Source organism: Candidatus Wallbacteria bacterium, from assembly GCA_028687545.1.
In the GTDB taxonomy this organism is placed as follows: domain Bacteria; phylum Muiribacteriota; class JAQTZZ01; order JAQTZZ01; family JAQTZZ01; genus JAQTZZ01.
In genome coordinates this window covers 43895-59518 of the sequence record JAQTZZ010000014.1, presented here as the reverse complement: position 1 = coordinate 59518, position 15624 = coordinate 43895, and the positions used below count along the sequence as shown (strand labels likewise).

Genomic DNA, 15624 nt, shown 5'->3' with positions numbered 1-15624 from the left:
GCCTATGCACAGAAGCTGCCGTGAATTTGCACTGAAACTTTTCACCAGCCGCGACTATTCATCGTATGAACTCCGGCGGAAGTTGGCTTCTGCCGGTTTTTCCTTCACTGAAATTAATTGTGCATTAGAGGAACTTGACAAACTCGGCCTGCTGGATGACGAGAGGGTACTGTCGGAAATTCTTTACAAAACCATTGCGAAAAAGCCGGTAGGGCGGGAACGGTTGCTGTCATTGCTTGACAAGTTGGGAGTGCCTCTTGAAAAAGCCCAGGAAATTGTTAAGCTGTTTCCTGACGGGCAGCTGATAACACTTGCCTTGAATTATCTGAAAAAAAACAAACTCGCAACAGACCGGAAAAAAACATTAAATTTTCTCCGCTCCGGATGTTTCTCGGAAGAAGAAGGCAGGACAATTTTAGATGAACTTGGATTTCTTGACTCAGATTGACCACCTGTTGATACTTTTCAGCGGAACAGTACTGGGATTGTTCCTTTACTGGATAGTGTCTGCTTGCGCAAGACATTCCGCCAAAAACGAGAAACTTCAAAATTCTGAAAACATCGATGAACTTCTGGATATCAAATTTCAGCTGATCGAAATCTATGAGGAATTCAAGAAAAACAGCGCTCTCAACATCCGGCAGCTGGAAACGAAAACCGAAGAACTCAAGGAGCTGCTGGCCATCTGCGATGAGAAAGTCCTTTATTTCAATTCTCTGGGTGATGAAATAGATGGCAGATACACAAGTCTGGAGCGGAAAATTGCTGAATTCAACCGTTCCCTGCCAGCCAGAGAGAGCATCCACATGCCTGTCCAGATGGGCTCATTCACAATTCAGGATTATCAGAAGCTGTTTTCAACCGGTGACAACCGCAACCCGAATGCTGCCCTCCTGCCTGTTCAAAAAGTTTTCGACCCGAAGAGATCAGAGCGGCCGAGGATAGACATCACTCTAGACGATGAGCATCAATTGAACTAAGGCTGATCAAAAACGCCCATCTGCGTCGTTGACCTCGATTTGCGCAGCTCAATGTACTTTTCAAGTGCATCTTGACCAATGCTACTTCATTGGTTTAGATGCACTAGATACATCTCGCTTTGCGCAATCTCGGTCGCCTAGCATCTGGGCATTTTTGATCAGCCATATAAATGTATGCCTTTTTATTCTCAACCTCCGCAGAGGTGCCTGAAGCTGCAGCTGCCGCATTCCTTTGCATCCCTACACTGGTTTTCAAACGGTGTTTCAGGATCGAGCATTTCAGCGGTCAGCTGCCGGCAGGAATCAAGAATTCTATCTAGAAGCTCCTCTTTTTCTTTGGGATTGGTTTTTCCGAAAATACTGACCAGTTCTACCTGCTTGATCGCAAACCAGCAGGCATCTAGATCACTGGCTGTCTCTTCTTCTCTGATCAGGTGAAGATAGAGGGGAAGCTGGAATGAGCGGATCAGGCGTTTCATTTCAGTACGTTCGGATATGGGAGAATCTGACTCAAGGATTTCCCGGATCCTGGGCTTTAGAAAATCGACATTTCCGGTTTTGTAATCAATGATTCTGAGCGTAAAGCCCTGTTTTTCCACCCTGTCCAGCTTACCCTGGAATCTGAGGCCGCCATGGGGGAATTCTCCCCTGATTTCATGTTCAAGTCCGACGAGCCTTCCCGGGATTTCTGAAAATCTGCGGGACTCCAGCTTCAGCAGATCCTCAAGCCTTTTTTCCACCAGCTTTTTCCCGATCAGGATCTCACCCTCCAGGATCGGATAGTTTTCAGAATAAGCAGTATCGATGATCCGGGGCAGTATGTCTTGAAGTCTGCGGATTTCCTGATGATTCAGATTTTTCACCCCCGTAAAAAGTCTTTCCAGTATCGTATGCACCAGGCTTCCCAGCGCGACAGCCTGTGATTCTTCGGCCAGATCCCTGAAATGCGCCAGGTACTTGAAATAGAAGGAAAGCGGACAGTTCAGGTAGGTGTCCACTTTGGAAGGTGAAAAAGTCATGTTTGAAAGCGTTTTCATGATCTCATCCTTGAAAATCTTGAGACCTGTATCTTTTTTCAGCCTTACAGGGAAAGCCTGTTCGAAAACGGAAGCCGAAAGCCTGCCTGAAACTTTTTCCTGTTCCCAGATGAATTCTTCCACAAAACGACTTTTGACTTTGTCCGCTCCTGTTAAATGGAACAGATGGGCTTCACCTGAACCTTGAACCGCTGCTCTGAAATAATGTCTGTAAAGAAGTTCCCTGTCCCTGTATGTTGGCAGGCCCGCCGCTTTGCGCAGCGCGGGAGAAATCAGGGCCTCATATTTCCTGACACTTGGGAGCACGTCGTCATTCAAGTCCAGAAAAAAAACCCTGCCGAATTTGAGGGATCTGGTCTCGAACAGTCCGAGCACCTGATAGCCTTTGAGAGGCACACCCCTGAAATTTACTGAAGTCTGCTCAGCCAGATGCCTGAAAATGTTGAAAAGATCCGTGCTTTTCCCGCTTCCGGCCTCATACTCGGAAAGGCAGCTTTTTTCCAGGCTTGAGAACAGTGTCAGGAAGCTTTCCAGAAACTCAGGCGCAAAGTAGTAATGCACGCTGTCGCTGTTTCCGGACAGAAAGAGGAGCATTGATTTGAATCCGGAAAACAGGCCTGCCAGCGATGAGACAGCTTCGAAATTCCGGATGAATTTAGCGAGCAGGAAATGAAGCAGCCGCTCCTCTATAGCAGGAGGCAGTCCGTTGTGTGAAGTTCTCAAGTCAGGCTTCAAGAGGTCAGGCAGCTCGGAGATGGAAAAAAACTGGAGCTGCTTTTTTTCGAAGGTTTCAGCCAGATTCTGCACCACCATCCTGGTGAGAGAAGGGTCCTGACCTTCAAACGAGATGCTTTTCACATACGGATGGGAGAAAAGCGAGAGAAAATTCCTGGAGTAATATTTTTCCTCCACTCTGGTTTCCTGCACCTGCATGATCCGTTCGAGCAGGCTGTAAAAAGGGGTGCGTTTAAGCGGATATGTCAGAGAAACGTTGTAATCCTGGTCCAGGTAATCCGCGGTTTCCCAGAGGAAAGGTATCAGTGATTCTGACCTCGGCATTACCACCGCACAGTCAGACAGATCTCCTGATCCGCGCAACAATTCGCGCAGCAGCACCATTTCGTGCTGCACACTGGTAGCCTGATGATGGGTCACAGCAGGTTTTTTTAAAATGGAACTTACGCGTTCCTGAGTCGTTTCGAAACTGCGTGACAGATTCAGGACCACCTGATCTGCAGGCTCGCACTGTGCAAGATATACTGAAGGCCTGCTTTCCATGATCCTCCTGAACAGCTTCTGTTCGCTGGCTGTCAGGGAATAGAATGAAGCGAAGATGATTTGATCGACGCCTGGCAGTTCGATCCTGCTGAGATCGCCTGCCCTGCGGCAGAGTAGACCTGCAGTATGCAGTTTTTCCCGATCAAGCATCCTGCACCAGCTGGAAAAGATCTCGCCCATGTTTTTCCAGAGATATAGCGCTTCAGGCGGAGCTTCCGCGAATTCCTGGGCTTCAGAAAGTTGCCTGATTTCAGTTTCTCCGATCGATCCTGACAGGAATTCCTCGAATAACCTGAAAAGTTCCAGTCCCCAGTAGAAAAATGCCGAGAAGCTTCTGAACGAGCTGAGTTTCTGCTGCAACGGGCCTGAAGGAAGTTCATTCAGAAACTTGTAAAGCAGGAAGCTGCCTTCGCTTGAATCGATTTCCCGGCCTGCCGGTTCCACGCACCTGTTGATCAGTTCGGAAAGCGACAGGATCTGCGGAGGCAGGAAATCGCGTCCCAGTTTCAGGGAGAGCTTTTTTCTCAGATACAGCGCCGGCCGCTTGCCCGGGAAAATCACCATTTTCCTCTCAAGCTGACTTCCGTCGAGCAGCATGCCGCAAAGATGTTCCAGCAGGTCAACGCTGTAATCAAGAGTGATGAATTTTTTCAGCATGTTATTCTCAAATGCATTTCTCCAGGTTCTGTTCCTTCAGATAAAAGATGTATCCTTCTGCTGATGTCGCCTTGAAGATGCCGCCAAGATGCTTGAGATACTTTCTCACCTGTTCGTGATGAGATTCGGTTCTGGCTCCTGTCTTGTAATCCAGCACCGTGAGCTTGCCCTCCCGCAGAATCACCCGATCTGCAACCAGCCTTTCTCCTTCAGCAGTCATGAATTCCAGTTCAGTGAAAATTTCGCCTGAGTCAGGGGAAAAGAAGCTGTTCAGCTTTTCAATCGTCGGGATTATGGTGCTGATGGCAATTTCAGCTGGAATCAGGTTCTGCCGCACAGCCCTGGAAGAGCGGATTTTATCAAGCAGCACTTCCCTGTTTTTCTCAGGATCAGCGTAAATAATCTCCGACAGGATGGAATGCACTGCATCTCCGAAATCTGCTGATTCGGAGGATTCCAGCGATTGGAGCGTGATTTTCTCGCGCACCAGTTTGTCGTACCAGTGGGTCTGAGGCCTGGGCAGTTCCTTGCTGACTTCCGGTTCCACCGGCGATTCAGTGCTGGTTTTCAAAAGAGATCCATATTGCAGGTTTCTTGCATCTCCGGTGAACAGAAGATCAGGCAGAAGATTATCGTCAGTCTCAGGAATCAGGACATGAATTTCCTGCCTGGCTCTGGTAAAGCTCACATAATTCAGGTTGAGTTCATCCACAAACGAGTTCAGCTGTTCATTTTTATACGCATCTACAGCTGCCGCAACGAGAGGTTCGGTGCAGGATGCCAGATTTCCGGCCAGACCGGCGGTCATTTTCACCATTGTGACCGAGCCATCCATTGCAGGGACGAAAAACTCGTTTTTCCTGGAGCTGCGCTTTTTGATGCATTGCCCTGGCAGGACTGTGATGTCAAAAGATAATCCTTTTGACCTGTGCATGGTCATGATCCGGATGCCGGCCAGAGAACCGGATAATTTGAGATAAAACGAGTCATCATCACCGGAAGCTATGAACTCCAGCAATGCTTCCAGGCTGTTTTCTCCTCTCTCTTCCCTGGATGAGACCAGTTCCAGAAAATGGTGGAAGATTCCGGAAAGATCCCTGTGTAAGGAAAAACACTGCCAGTTTTCCATGATTTCCCGGACCAGGTCATAGGGGGGGAGGAATCCGACCCGCTTGAAAAAAGGGGAAAAATGGTTTTCCCAGAATGTCGGGTATTTTTCGCGGAAAGAAATGTAAAGAGGTACTTGACGCCGGCAGTTCAACTGCCAGGAAAGCAGCTCTTTTCCAGACAGGCCGGTCAGCGCTCTAAAGAGATTCCCTGAGACTGCCGTGAAAAAGGAGAGATTGTCAAGCGGCGAATTCAGGAAGCGCAACAGGGCAGTGATTTCCGCGATTTCCTGGTTTTCCCTCACATCCAGACTTTTTTCGGAAATAACTGTAAAGGGGAGAGCCATGGAAAGGAGTAAAGAGGCGATTTTTTCCTCTTCGTCTCTTTTGCGCACCAGCACTGCAATTTCAGCATTCCCGTCGGGAAACCGCGCAGCGAGGCCAGCGAAAATTTCCTTCAGTTTTTCTTCCTGAATGCCTTCTGCGTTTTCGTGGCAGGTCAGCGAGACATAGCCTCCGGACGTGGATTCAGGGATTTTCTGGGCAGGGGAAGAATAGATTTCAGCTATGGAATCTGCGAATGCCTGGTCGAAAAAGCTTTTAGCATCCGCCTGCCGTAAAATCCAGGCAGAGAGGTTGACTGTCGAAAAAGTGTGATTCACGAACTTCACGATTTCAGGAGCGCTGCGGAAATTGGTTTCCAGATAAAAATCGACTTTCTGCTCGACTGCAGGGAAAAGATCTGGAATTTCCAGGAATAGTCTGGAACTGCCGCCTGAAAATCTGTAGATCGCCTGTTTCATGTCTCCGACCAGGAAGAAGGAGCTGCCTGAGGCGTGTTCGCCTGACAGTGCGTTTTCCACCAGCGGGAAGAGGTTTGAAAGCTGCAGCCTGCTCGTATCCTGGAACTCATCGATCAGGAAATGGGTGAAGTCAGCGCCTGCGAAAAACAGACAGGCAGGCATGCCTCCCGAATCTCCGATCAGGGAGTGGATCCGCATGTTAAGTTCGTCGATGAACAGGAGATTCCCTCTGTTTTCCACATCAGTCAGTATGCTTTTGATTTCCTGATGTATCTTCAGATGATGATAGGTGTCCTTCCCGAGGCTTGCTGCCACGAAACGGCCGTAATCTTCGCAGAGACGCACTTCCAGTCCCTTGAAATCGAAATTCCTGTTTTTTTTCAGCCACGCCTCCACTGGTTCCAGCGGCCATTGCTTGGAATCCGGCGGCATTGTGAACTCCCTTGATTTTTCCAGGAATTTAAGAAAATACTGGATGAAACTGTCGGATTGTCCTGATTCGTCGATCAGAGCGAGCAGCTCAGAGGCGGTTTTAAGGAATCTGATCAGCAGTTCATAATAATCGTCCCTGAGTTCAGCCTGGAAACCGTCTGCAGAAGAAAGTTCCCTGGTTCTGAGTTCAATCACTTTTTCCATGATCCTGTCATGCACTGACCAGGTATCAGATCTGTCATAAGTGAACATCAGTTCAAGCAGGTCATTGATCAGCCCTGTGATCTCAGGCTCCGCGACTTTCCCGTATTTGCGGAGAAACTGCTGTAAACAGTATTCCAGGTAGAAATTCACGTCCAGCCGGATTTCCTGGCGGGGCGATGAGCGCAGTTCCAGGGCAGAGACAGTGACCAGAGTATTGATGAAACTGTCGATTGTGCGCACGTTGAAATCAGAATAATGCGAGATCAGATAATCGATCTGCCTGATGATTTCTTTCTGTTCTGGTTTTTCCGGGATCAGACCTTCCACACTGTCCGTATTCAGGGCTTTTCCGCTGCCAGGAAAAGCCAGCGACTTGAGAGTGCTGAGAATGCGGGTCTTCATCTCTGCAGTAGCGGCATTGGTAAAAGTGATGGCCAGGATGTTTTCGAGCTTGACGCCTTTCTCGAACAGAAGCTTTATGAACCAGGCAGCCAGCAGATTGGTCTTGCCCGATCCGGCCGAAGCGTTCACGCGCAGAATCAGCGGGAATTTCAGCTCGCACAATTCTGAGATGTCGTGGATTTTACGGATGGGAGCGCCTTTCAGGGAGAAGTCCAGGAATCAAGCTTCCCGTCCAGAAAAGTGCATCGCCCGTCATGGGCATGATTGAAATATTCATAGTCCCAAACAGTGTACTTGAACTTCGGAGAAATCAGTTCAGACTTTGTGATTTTTTCCGGGTCACCCAGGATTTTTTTGACCTCTTTCTCGGTCATTCCTTTTGTCAATGTCTCCCAGAGAGTCCTTAATTTCAACAGTGAAGCCGGATCTTTTTTATTAACGGAATTGTTTTTCAGTTCCGACACTTCGATTTCCAGGGTCTGGATTCGCGCTTCCAGCCTGATCAGTTCGGAAACCAGAATTGAAATCTTCAACTGCAGTTCTTTGATCGTGTTTTCATTTGAAACCGCAGTTGTCAGATCGGATTTCACCTGGGCTGTGAGAGTAAAAGAAAGAAAAAGAAAGCTTATGATCAATAAATTTTTCATGACTACATTGTATTTTTTTTGAGGGAATTTGTCAAAATGAATCTGCAGGGCTGGATGCAGTGACAGGCTTGTCTCCGCAAGTGCAGTTAAAATTTTATCAGCTGGGAAATCTTGTAAATTGCGCTGAATCCGTTCAGAAAAGCGTGGAGCCAGATCCCTGACCAGACATTTTTAGTTTTATACACAGCTATGGCCAGCAACACTCCCATCAGGAACTGTTCCTGGATGCAGCCTGCCAGTGCTCCATAAAAACTGTGGAAGAATTCGCTTTTTACATTCAGATATCTCATAGGAAAATGATAAATTCCAAAAATCAGGGAACTCGCTGCTACAGCTATCACCGGCGAGCCGGTCAGACTTTTGAGGGACGACATCAGGCAGCCCCTGAACAGGAATTCTTCCCAGAAAGCTACCATGATCAGCATCTGCAGCATGGCCAGAGGGAGCCAGAGAAAAACTTTAGGGGTTTTCATGATCTGGAGTATCTTTTCCGAATCCCGGACTGTAAACATCAATAAGGGCAGGAACCAGATCATTACAGGCAGCATCTGCCTGAATCCGGAAAAAATCCTTTTAAATTCAAAATTCACATCTTTCAGGCTGTATCCCATGAATTTGAGGATTGCCGCAGGGATCAGAAACTGCACCAGCCAGTAAAATATCGATGCCCCCAGAATTGTGAGCCAGTACATCGAAATCAGATAAACCGCCAGGTAGCAGATCAGAAAAACTGCCGTTTTTTTGTCAGGGCCTGATTTTTCCTCATTGGAAGGATTCATTCTGATTAAAAATATTGCGGCCAGCAGATTCCACAAGACAAAGAGAAAAGGAAACTCTTTGAAGTAATAACAGGAACCGAGATAAATTCCGATTCCGGTCAGAACAAACATCAGTTCAGATGCAGTCAAACTGCTGTAAAATCCTGTCAATTTTTTTCTCATACTGTTTTTCTGACTTCTTCCAAAGTGTATTCGAACTTATCCCTGTTCTTCAAAATAAAGTCCGCGATCAGACTGATTTTTTCCTGCTCTTTTTCCACTTGTTCGCGGCTTTCCGCGGTTATCAAAGGGCCGGGCAGGCTTTCTCTGTTCCGAAAAGCCGCTGCAGGAAGGAGCAGGAACCTGAAACTGATCTTTTTTAGAAATGAGGGTATTTTAAGCGTATCCGGATTTACCGCCAGGTTCGGTTCGCAGACCAGGAGCCAGCCGAATGTTGTTGTTGATACTGAAACCAGGGCCAGCTGATCCAAACCATGAGGGTCGTCCAGGGTGAATCTGATCCAGGGGAGCTGCAATTTTTCAGGATGCCCGCCGCAACTTTCATTGGTGATGATTCCGGTCAGGCCGTTCAGTTCGTTCACAAGTGAAAGAATTTCAGGCTCAATCTTGAGCTCTGATTCATGAAAACTCCTGGATTTTTCGATTTTTTGCAGTATCTGGCTGGTTTTCAAATTGGAATCAGTTTTTCTGAACATGAAAAGATTGTATCTTAACGCAAGCTTGATTTAAAGGAAAGCGATAAGCAATTAGGACTGATAATTCTATGACAATGAATCAACCAGTCCGGTCGGATAAAGAATGCTGCCATTCCTGAAATCAGAGAGCGGCTTCCAGAGGCAGCGGAATTTTTCGCCATTGTCTTCCACGCCCTCCAATTCGGATCTGGAGTAGATTTCCCTGTCGAGCGACTCGATTTCAAAGACGAATACGATTTCATGTCCAGGCACGCCATTGCAGGTGAAGATGTTTTCCAGCACTGCGATCCGGTTCAGGATTTTTACATTTAGATTCAGTTCTTCCCGGAATTCCCTGACCAGAGCCTGTTCAGCTGTTTCGCCGAACTCGATTCCGCCGCCGCAGGGCCGGTAGAAAGTCTCGTTTTTCACACTGTCAGATCCTTCAAAGACCAGGATCTGATCATTCCGGCGAAGAATTCCAATCGCAATCGGTCTGATCTTCATAAAAAAATCATAATTAAATTACCTTGAATTCATGGAAATTATCGATAGGCCTGGCTGGACGGAACAAGTGGGGAACCACTAGCTCTTCTTGCGGCCCTTTCTTACCTGTTCCAGGTATTCCTTGGCAGGCGGCACGTTGTCCACTATAAAGGAGACGTCTTGGCACGGATAATCAGGGCATAAACCGCAGTTTTCATATTTTTTCGCCAGATTGCATTTGCGGACCTTGCATTCATTGCAGTGGGAGAATTTTACTCCTTGGCCCTTGCAGCCTTCGCAGTTGATCTGCTCCGGCTTGATGTCAGAGTTGAACTGGGCAGACCATTTTTTGGCAGTCTCCTGTCTCAGCTTGCCGTCGTTATTTTTCGTGGCGAGATAAGCTTCGCAGGTGCCGCATTCCAGACCACAGTAAGAATTCATGAGACCTCCATTTTTTGGTTCGGGGTTCGAGATACGGGGTACGGGGATTTCCGAATCACGAACCTCGCACCACGCACCTCGTACCCCCAAGTCAGTTTGAAAGAAATATTGAGATGATTCATTACAGGATACCTTTAGAATTTTTGAAAAGACCGGCTGTATGATTGTTAAAAAGCTCCAGGGCCTGCTGCCGGATCAGGCTGTAATCCACTTTTTCCCATTTCGGTTCTACTTTCCCGCTTTTGGGGAATATTGCTTTCTGCAGCCTTGTGATGATCTGATATGAGGCGAATGAATGGGGCTGGCTGCGGTCGTTCTTTGCTTCGGATGCAAACCATAAAAGCCGCCTGTTTTTTTTCCAGTAGATCAGTTCCACCAGCTTGGCGCGATATTCCAGATCTATCTGGCAAAGATCAGGGTATTTTTTGTAATCGGAAAAATGCTGAGCTTCGTGCCTGAGGAAAGAAACCTGAAAATCGTCTGTATTCATTTTTTTGGCATAGCATTTATGAACGCAATAAAGGCCATCTTTTTTCGCCCAGCCCCCTGTTCCGGCCAGATCGAACGTGGCATAAGAAAGCCAGCTTCGCATCAGAAAACCGCGCAGGAAAAAGACGGGCAGATTGTAAGATCCGTCAGGCAGAGCTACTTTAATGATCTTTTTTTCGGACTTTTCATAGATATACGGACCGAGCAGTCCGCTAGTCTTGCCACCGAGAAAATGGAAACCCTTTTTCCCGACCTTTTCCGAGATCAGTGATTCCAGTTTCTCGCTGTCCGGTTTTCCCGAAGCCCCCATGATCGTAGCCAGCCGTTCCAGCAGAACTTTTTCGGCTGCGTCTGCACTCTGCTTCCTGGTAAGGACTGAAGTAATATACTCGCAGTATGCGCGGCAGATCCTGCGCAGGAAGGGATCCCCTGTCTTGAATGAATAGCGGTGGTTTAAGCTGAAAAATCTGCGTTTCACCTTGTCCCTGAGTTTAGCGGCGGAAGTTCCGGGATTCTTTAAGTCGCAAAGGTATTCATAGGCAGAGATAAGGTCACCCTGACAGCAGAGAGAAACATATTTATTACGGATTTCCTTGAATTTTATCATCTTAACCACCAGCACAGGTTTCATTATGATGTTTGGAAGTTTCAATTGATATTATATTCCTGTGAAGGATTTTTAACAATTTCAGGCATTTCTGTTTTCAGATGGAATTTGTTCGTCCATGACCAGACTGGATTACCTTTTGAGAATGCCGCCAACTCCTCCTGAAATTACAGCACTTACATTGATCAGGGCCTGCGGGATCCGCATCCTGCTGGTAGTGGCAAGATAGCAGGACCGCCATTCAGGTGAAAATTTTTCCTTGTACTTTCTAAGCCCCTGGAAATTGTAGAAATGTTCGCCATGTTTATATACAAAGGACAAAGTCCTGTTCCAGACAGGCATGGCTGAACTTTCGGGAAGGCCTGACAGGGGAGCCATCCCCAAGTTGAAATACTTATAACCTTTATCCTTTGCATAAAAAATTGTCCTGGTCAGAAGGTAGTCCATGCTTCCTCCTGGTGAGGCAGGGCTGAATCTCATCAGGTCAATCGAAGATTCCTCATTCCCAGCGCTTTCCAGGAGATTGGCGAATGCCAGGGGAACATCGTTCTGAAAAACAAGCGCTGTCGGGAATTTAGACAGATATTCTGCATCAAAGAATCCCAGGGAAAATCCTTTTTCCCTGGTGTTTTTTTCCTGCAGCCACTGGTCTGAAATTTCTTTCATTCTTGGCAGGATTTCACCGGTATGCTCTCTGGAAATCACCTCGAATCTGCAGTTCAGATGCTCCATTCTGTTGATCGTCTGCCTGTAATCGCTTCCTTTTTTTCCCTGCAGGGAGAGTTCGGAAAGTCTGATCCGCCCAGTTTCACCGATTTTCACAAGGGAAAGGCCCACATCCAGATAATGACTGAGAAATCTGTCTGAAATTTCGTAGAAAACCGGTTCCCTGTCGTATTGATCGCACAGGTCGCGGAAGGAACCGATCAGTCCGGGAATTTCTTCAGAAGGTCCGACAGGATCGCCCATGGAGATGAAGCAGTTCCCGTGTGCGCCAAACATGATGAAGGCATTGCCTGACTCTGAAAAGTGGAACAGTTTATCTCCAAGCAGTGAAAGAAAAGCCGATGTATCGATTGATTTTTTCAGGATGCCTTCAACTTTAGCGATGATTTCAGGATTGTTTTTCTGAAAGTCCGGCTGACCTGCTTTGAAAAGCTGATGCATCCCATAGAGCAGCATAATGATTGCGATACCGATCTCAGCCCTTAGAAACCTTGGAGCACCGCCCATCAGCGCGAATTTCCACCACAGTTCGCTTGTGAACTGGACATGCTTGTAGGAGAAAAATCCAAGCCAGAGAGAGCTCAGGACTACAAGCAGCATCGAATAAGTCCAGACTCCGGAAAACATCCTTCCGGAAAGTCTGGTAGCACGGTTGAAGAAAATCCGGTTTGGGATCAGAAGAACCGCGATCAGCAGGAAAAGAGCAGCCTCTTCATAATTCAGGCCTTTGACCAGGGAAAAAGCCGCTCCCAGAAAGAGTAGCAGAATGGTTGAGTAATAGGCTGCATCCAGTCTGCGGTAAAGACCGTGAGCTATGATCAGGAGCAGAGTGCCGGTAATGCTGCCTAAGAAATGCGAGATTTCAACGAATGGCAGCGGCAGGAACTGGTACAGGATCAGCATCCTGGTTCTGACAGGTGGGAGGGATCCTGAAAAAAGCAGCACTGCTCCAGCTGTGAATGTCAGGAAGGCCATTGTGGAAGGAACGATTTCAGACAGAGCCTCTTTGAATACTTCGCGTTGTGCGCTGAACTTACTTCTGCGGGATAGCAGTTCGTTGGCTGCAAGCGATAAAAGCCCGGCAGTTAGAGGGATGAGATAATAGATACCCCGAAAAGCGAGAATCGACCCCATCAGAATCTGGGCTGGAAAATACCCGGACAGGCTTTTAACCATGACCAGTTCGAAAACACCTAGACCTCCGGGAACGGTGCTGACAATTCCGGAAAAGGTTGAAAGCAGGAAAATCGAAAGGAACTCAGTCAGGTGAATCTCACTTCCGGCTGGAAGCAGCACAAAGAGGACTGATCCTGCAATGGTCAGGTCCATGACTCCGAGCAGCAGCTGGATCAGGCTGGTTCCAGATGAGGGAAGCTCCATTTCAATCCCTGAAACTGATAATTTTCTGACTCTCCTCAGAAAAACCAGGATAAATGCAAGGCAGGATAAAAAAAGGAGAAATCCGATTGATCTATACAATACTGCCGGAATTCCCAGGCTGCCGGGAATAGCCTCATTTCCAAAAGAAAAGGTCAGGGCTCCCAGGCCGCAAATTCCCAGTGCCAAGGTCAGCATGTTGAAAATACCGATTTTGAGGCTGTCCAGATAGGTAAAACCGAAAACTGAATAGAGATGTGTCCTCAACGCGCTGCCGGAAACGATGGAGAGTCCAGTGGTATTACCGAGGCTGTAACTGATGCAGGCGGTGAAAGCGATTCGCGGATAATTTATCGGAAATCTAAAATGTCTGAAGGCCAGCGTATCATAGAGGCTGAACAGAAAAAAATTTACTGCAGTGAGGATTGCAGCAATCAGGATGCTTTTTGGAGGAAGGTTATGAACTTCCCTGACAATGTCTCTGTAATGAACTTCCTTTAAGGCATGAAAAAGAATGAACAAGGTAACTGCAAACAGAATCAGCCCTAATTTCTGTTTGAGATTGCTCAGAAGAAAACTGATGAATTTCGAGTCCTGGTTTTTTATGAAGGGTTTCATGTTTGATGATTAATAAAAATCAGATTCGTGTCGGCAGGCATGAATCAAAATTAGCTTAAAAACAGTTTTTGAGCAAATTACTGATGAGAGATCAGGCAGAACATTTGTTGTTTCAGGCAGTGTCTGATAAGATGAAAAAGCATGAAGCGGAATATTCGTAATCTGGTTTACTCCTCGATCTTTCTCTGCCTGTCAGTGCTTGCACCTCTGATTTTTCACATGTCCGGACTTGCCGGGGCTGTCTTTCTTCCCATGCACATCCCGGTATTGCTCTGCGGCCTGATGACCGGACAGCTGAACGGGATGATCGTGGGGATGCTGGCTCCGATGCTGGGTTTTCTGCTGACCGGAATGCCGCCGTTGAGCCCGATTCCTATAGCCCTGCTCATGTCTTGCGAACTGGGCGCTTATGGATTTTTCGCCGGCTTCCTTCATCTCGGGCTGATGAAAAACCTGTTTTTATCCCTGTTCTCAGCGATGCTCTGCGGAAGGGCGGTGCTTGCATATGCAGTATTTCTGCTCAGCACCCTGGCCGGTTACAATATTTCCTGGACTGATTACCTGAAAGTAGGTGTTGTCACAGGACTGCCTGGCATCTGTTGCCAGATTCTGCTGGTTCCTTTGATTTATAGAATACTGGAGAAATATAGAATTTAAGAGAGGCATTCATGAACCAGGAGAAGAAATGCGGATCTGAATCCTGTGCTGTCGCCGTGCTCGGAGCAAGCAGAAAAACTGAGCGTTACAGTTACATGGCATTGATGCTTCTCAGGGAAAAAGGATATCCCGTTTATCCTGTGCATCCCGTCTTTGCTGAAATCGAAGGAATACCTGTATACAGTAACCTGTCTGATGTACCTGTTATACTTGATACAATCACCATTTATCTCTCTCCTGCTAATTCAGCCAGCCTGGGTACTGAGATCATCAAGGCCAAGCCCAGGCGCGTCATCTTCAACCCTGGCGCTGAAAATCCTGAGCTATCCGCGGAATTGAAGCAGCTTGGAATTGATACTCTGAATGCCTGCACTCTGGTTTTGCTGAAAACCGGACAGTTCTAACGTGGCCGGATTAATCCTGCTCGGACTTTTCATAGGTACGCTGGGCACGCTGATCGGGGTGGGCGGCGGTTTTATCCTGATGCCTGTGCTGATTTTTCTGTATCCGGATCAAAATCCCGAATTTTTGACCAGTATTTCTCTGGCTGTGGTGTTTTTCAATTCCCTGTCAGGGTCGTTTGCTTATGCCAGGATGGGGAAGATCGATTATAAATCGAGCCTGCTGTTTTCAATGACTACGGTTCCAGGCGCAATTTTAGGAGCTTTTACGACAGCATATATCCCCAGGCGATTGTTCAACATTGTTTTTGGGGTTCTGATGATTCTGGCATCCGTTTTTCTTGCCTTTAATCGAGAAAAAAAGGCCGGAAAAGGTCCGCCGGCCGGGAAAACGATTTTCAGGCAGATCATCGACAGGGACGGCAACAACTATAATTATTCCTTTAACCCGGCTTTAGGTATGCAATTCGGTTTTTTTGTCGGATACCTTTCCAGTCTGCTGGGAATCGGCGGAGGAATTATCCATGTGCCGCTTCTGATCTATTGCCTCAATTTTCCGGTGCATATTGCTACTGCGACTTCACATTTCATACTGGTCATAGTAGCCCTCACCGGTACCATCGTGCACATCGCCCGAGGAGCCTTTGTTCATGGAGCCCAGATGACTGCAGCGATTTCTCTGGGTGTGGTGATTGGTGCCCAGTTAGGGGCGGGATTATCCAGGCGAGTTCAGGGCAAATGGATAGTCCTCTGTCTGGCCATGGCCCTGGCTATGGTTGGACTCAGAATAATTTTCACCAAGTAATCTGCACTTACGGTTGTG

General features: G+C 47.3%; 14 protein-coding genes. 5 read left to right on the top strand and 9 right to left on the bottom strand.

Going from position 1 to position 15624, the window contains the following annotated elements:
* Positions 1–4: 4 nt before the first annotated feature.
* Both PHW04_08335 and PHW04_08330 read left to right on the top strand, forming a co-directional pair.
* Entirely contained in the window at positions 5–448 is a 444-nt protein-coding gene (locus PHW04_08335) for a RecX family transcriptional regulator (GenBank protein MDD2715884.1), read from the top strand.
* A complete protein-coding gene (locus tag PHW04_08330; GenBank protein ID MDD2715883.1) occupies positions 420–980 on the top strand; it encodes a hypothetical protein in 561 nt (186 codons plus the stop codon). Before PHW04_08335 ends, PHW04_08330 begins: the two co-directional genes overlap by 29 nt.
* A gap of 188 nt (positions 981–1168) precedes the next feature.
* On the opposite strand, the gene PHW04_08325 is transcribed toward PHW04_08330, so the two are convergent.
* The 9 genes from PHW04_08325 to mprF form a co-directional block, all read right to left on the bottom strand.
* A complete protein-coding gene (locus tag PHW04_08325) occupies positions 1169–3952 on the bottom strand; it encodes a PD-(D/E)XK nuclease family protein (protein ID MDD2715882.1) in 2784 nt (927 codons plus the stop codon).
* 7 nt (positions 3953–3959) lie between these two features.
* Positions 3960–7061, bottom strand: a complete 3102-nt coding sequence (locus PHW04_08320; GenBank protein ID MDD2715881.1) for a UvrD-helicase domain-containing protein — start codon at positions 7059–7061, stop codon at positions 3960–3962.
* 38 nt (positions 7062–7099) lie between these two features.
* A complete protein-coding gene (locus PHW04_08315) occupies positions 7100–7546 on the bottom strand; it encodes a hypothetical protein (GenBank protein ID MDD2715880.1) in 447 nt (148 codons plus the stop codon).
* Between the two features lie 86 nt (positions 7547–7632).
* Positions 7633–8487: a CPBP family intramembrane metalloprotease gene (locus tag PHW04_08310; protein MDD2715879.1), complete on the bottom strand. Its 855-nt coding sequence runs from the start codon at positions 8485–8487 to the stop codon at positions 7633–7635.
* Positions 8484–9020, bottom strand: a complete 537-nt coding sequence (locus PHW04_08305; protein ID MDD2715878.1) for a hypothetical protein — start codon at positions 9018–9020, stop codon at positions 8484–8486. Before PHW04_08305 ends, PHW04_08310 begins: the two co-directional genes overlap by 4 nt.
* 66 nt (positions 9021–9086) lie before the next feature.
* Positions 9087–9506 carry an NUDIX hydrolase gene (locus PHW04_08300; GenBank protein ID MDD2715877.1) on the bottom strand — a complete coding sequence of 140 codons (420 nt, stop codon included), beginning with the start codon at positions 9504–9506 and terminating at the stop codon, positions 9087–9089.
* Between the two features lie 78 nt (positions 9507–9584).
* Positions 9585–9926 carry a DUF3795 domain-containing protein gene (locus PHW04_08295; GenBank protein MDD2715876.1) on the bottom strand — a complete coding sequence of 114 codons (342 nt, stop codon included), beginning with the start codon at positions 9924–9926 and terminating at the stop codon, positions 9585–9587.
* A gap of 121 nt (positions 9927–10047) precedes the next feature.
* Entirely contained in the window at positions 10048–11022 is a 975-nt protein-coding gene (locus PHW04_08290) for a hypothetical protein (GenBank protein ID MDD2715875.1), read from the bottom strand.
* 132 nt (positions 11023–11154) lie between these two features.
* Entirely contained in the window at positions 11155–13743 is a 2589-nt protein-coding gene (gene mprF, locus PHW04_08285) for a bifunctional lysylphosphatidylglycerol flippase/synthetase MprF (GenBank protein MDD2715874.1), read from the bottom strand.
* 141 nt (positions 13744–13884) lie between these two features.
* Here mprF and PHW04_08280 point away from each other — a divergent pair, with 141 nt between their 5' ends.
* Genes PHW04_08280 through PHW04_08270 form a run of 3 tightly spaced genes read left to right on the top strand, consistent with a single transcriptional unit; the run spans position 13885 to position 15606 of the window.
* The gene (locus PHW04_08280) at positions 13885–14400 is read left to right on the top strand and encodes an ECF transporter S component (GenBank protein MDD2715873.1); all 516 of its coding nucleotides are present in this window, start codon (positions 13885–13887) and stop codon (positions 14398–14400) included.
* An 11-nt stretch (positions 14401–14411) separates the two neighbouring features.
* Entirely contained in the window at positions 14412–14804 is a 393-nt protein-coding gene (locus tag PHW04_08275) for a CoA-binding protein (protein MDD2715872.1), read from the top strand.
* 1 nt (position 14805) lies between these two features.
* Positions 14806–15606 carry a sulfite exporter TauE/SafE family protein gene (locus tag PHW04_08270; protein ID MDD2715871.1) on the top strand — a complete coding sequence of 267 codons (801 nt, stop codon included), beginning with the start codon at positions 14806–14808 and terminating at the stop codon, positions 15604–15606.
* Positions 15607–15624: the final 18 nt, after the last annotated feature.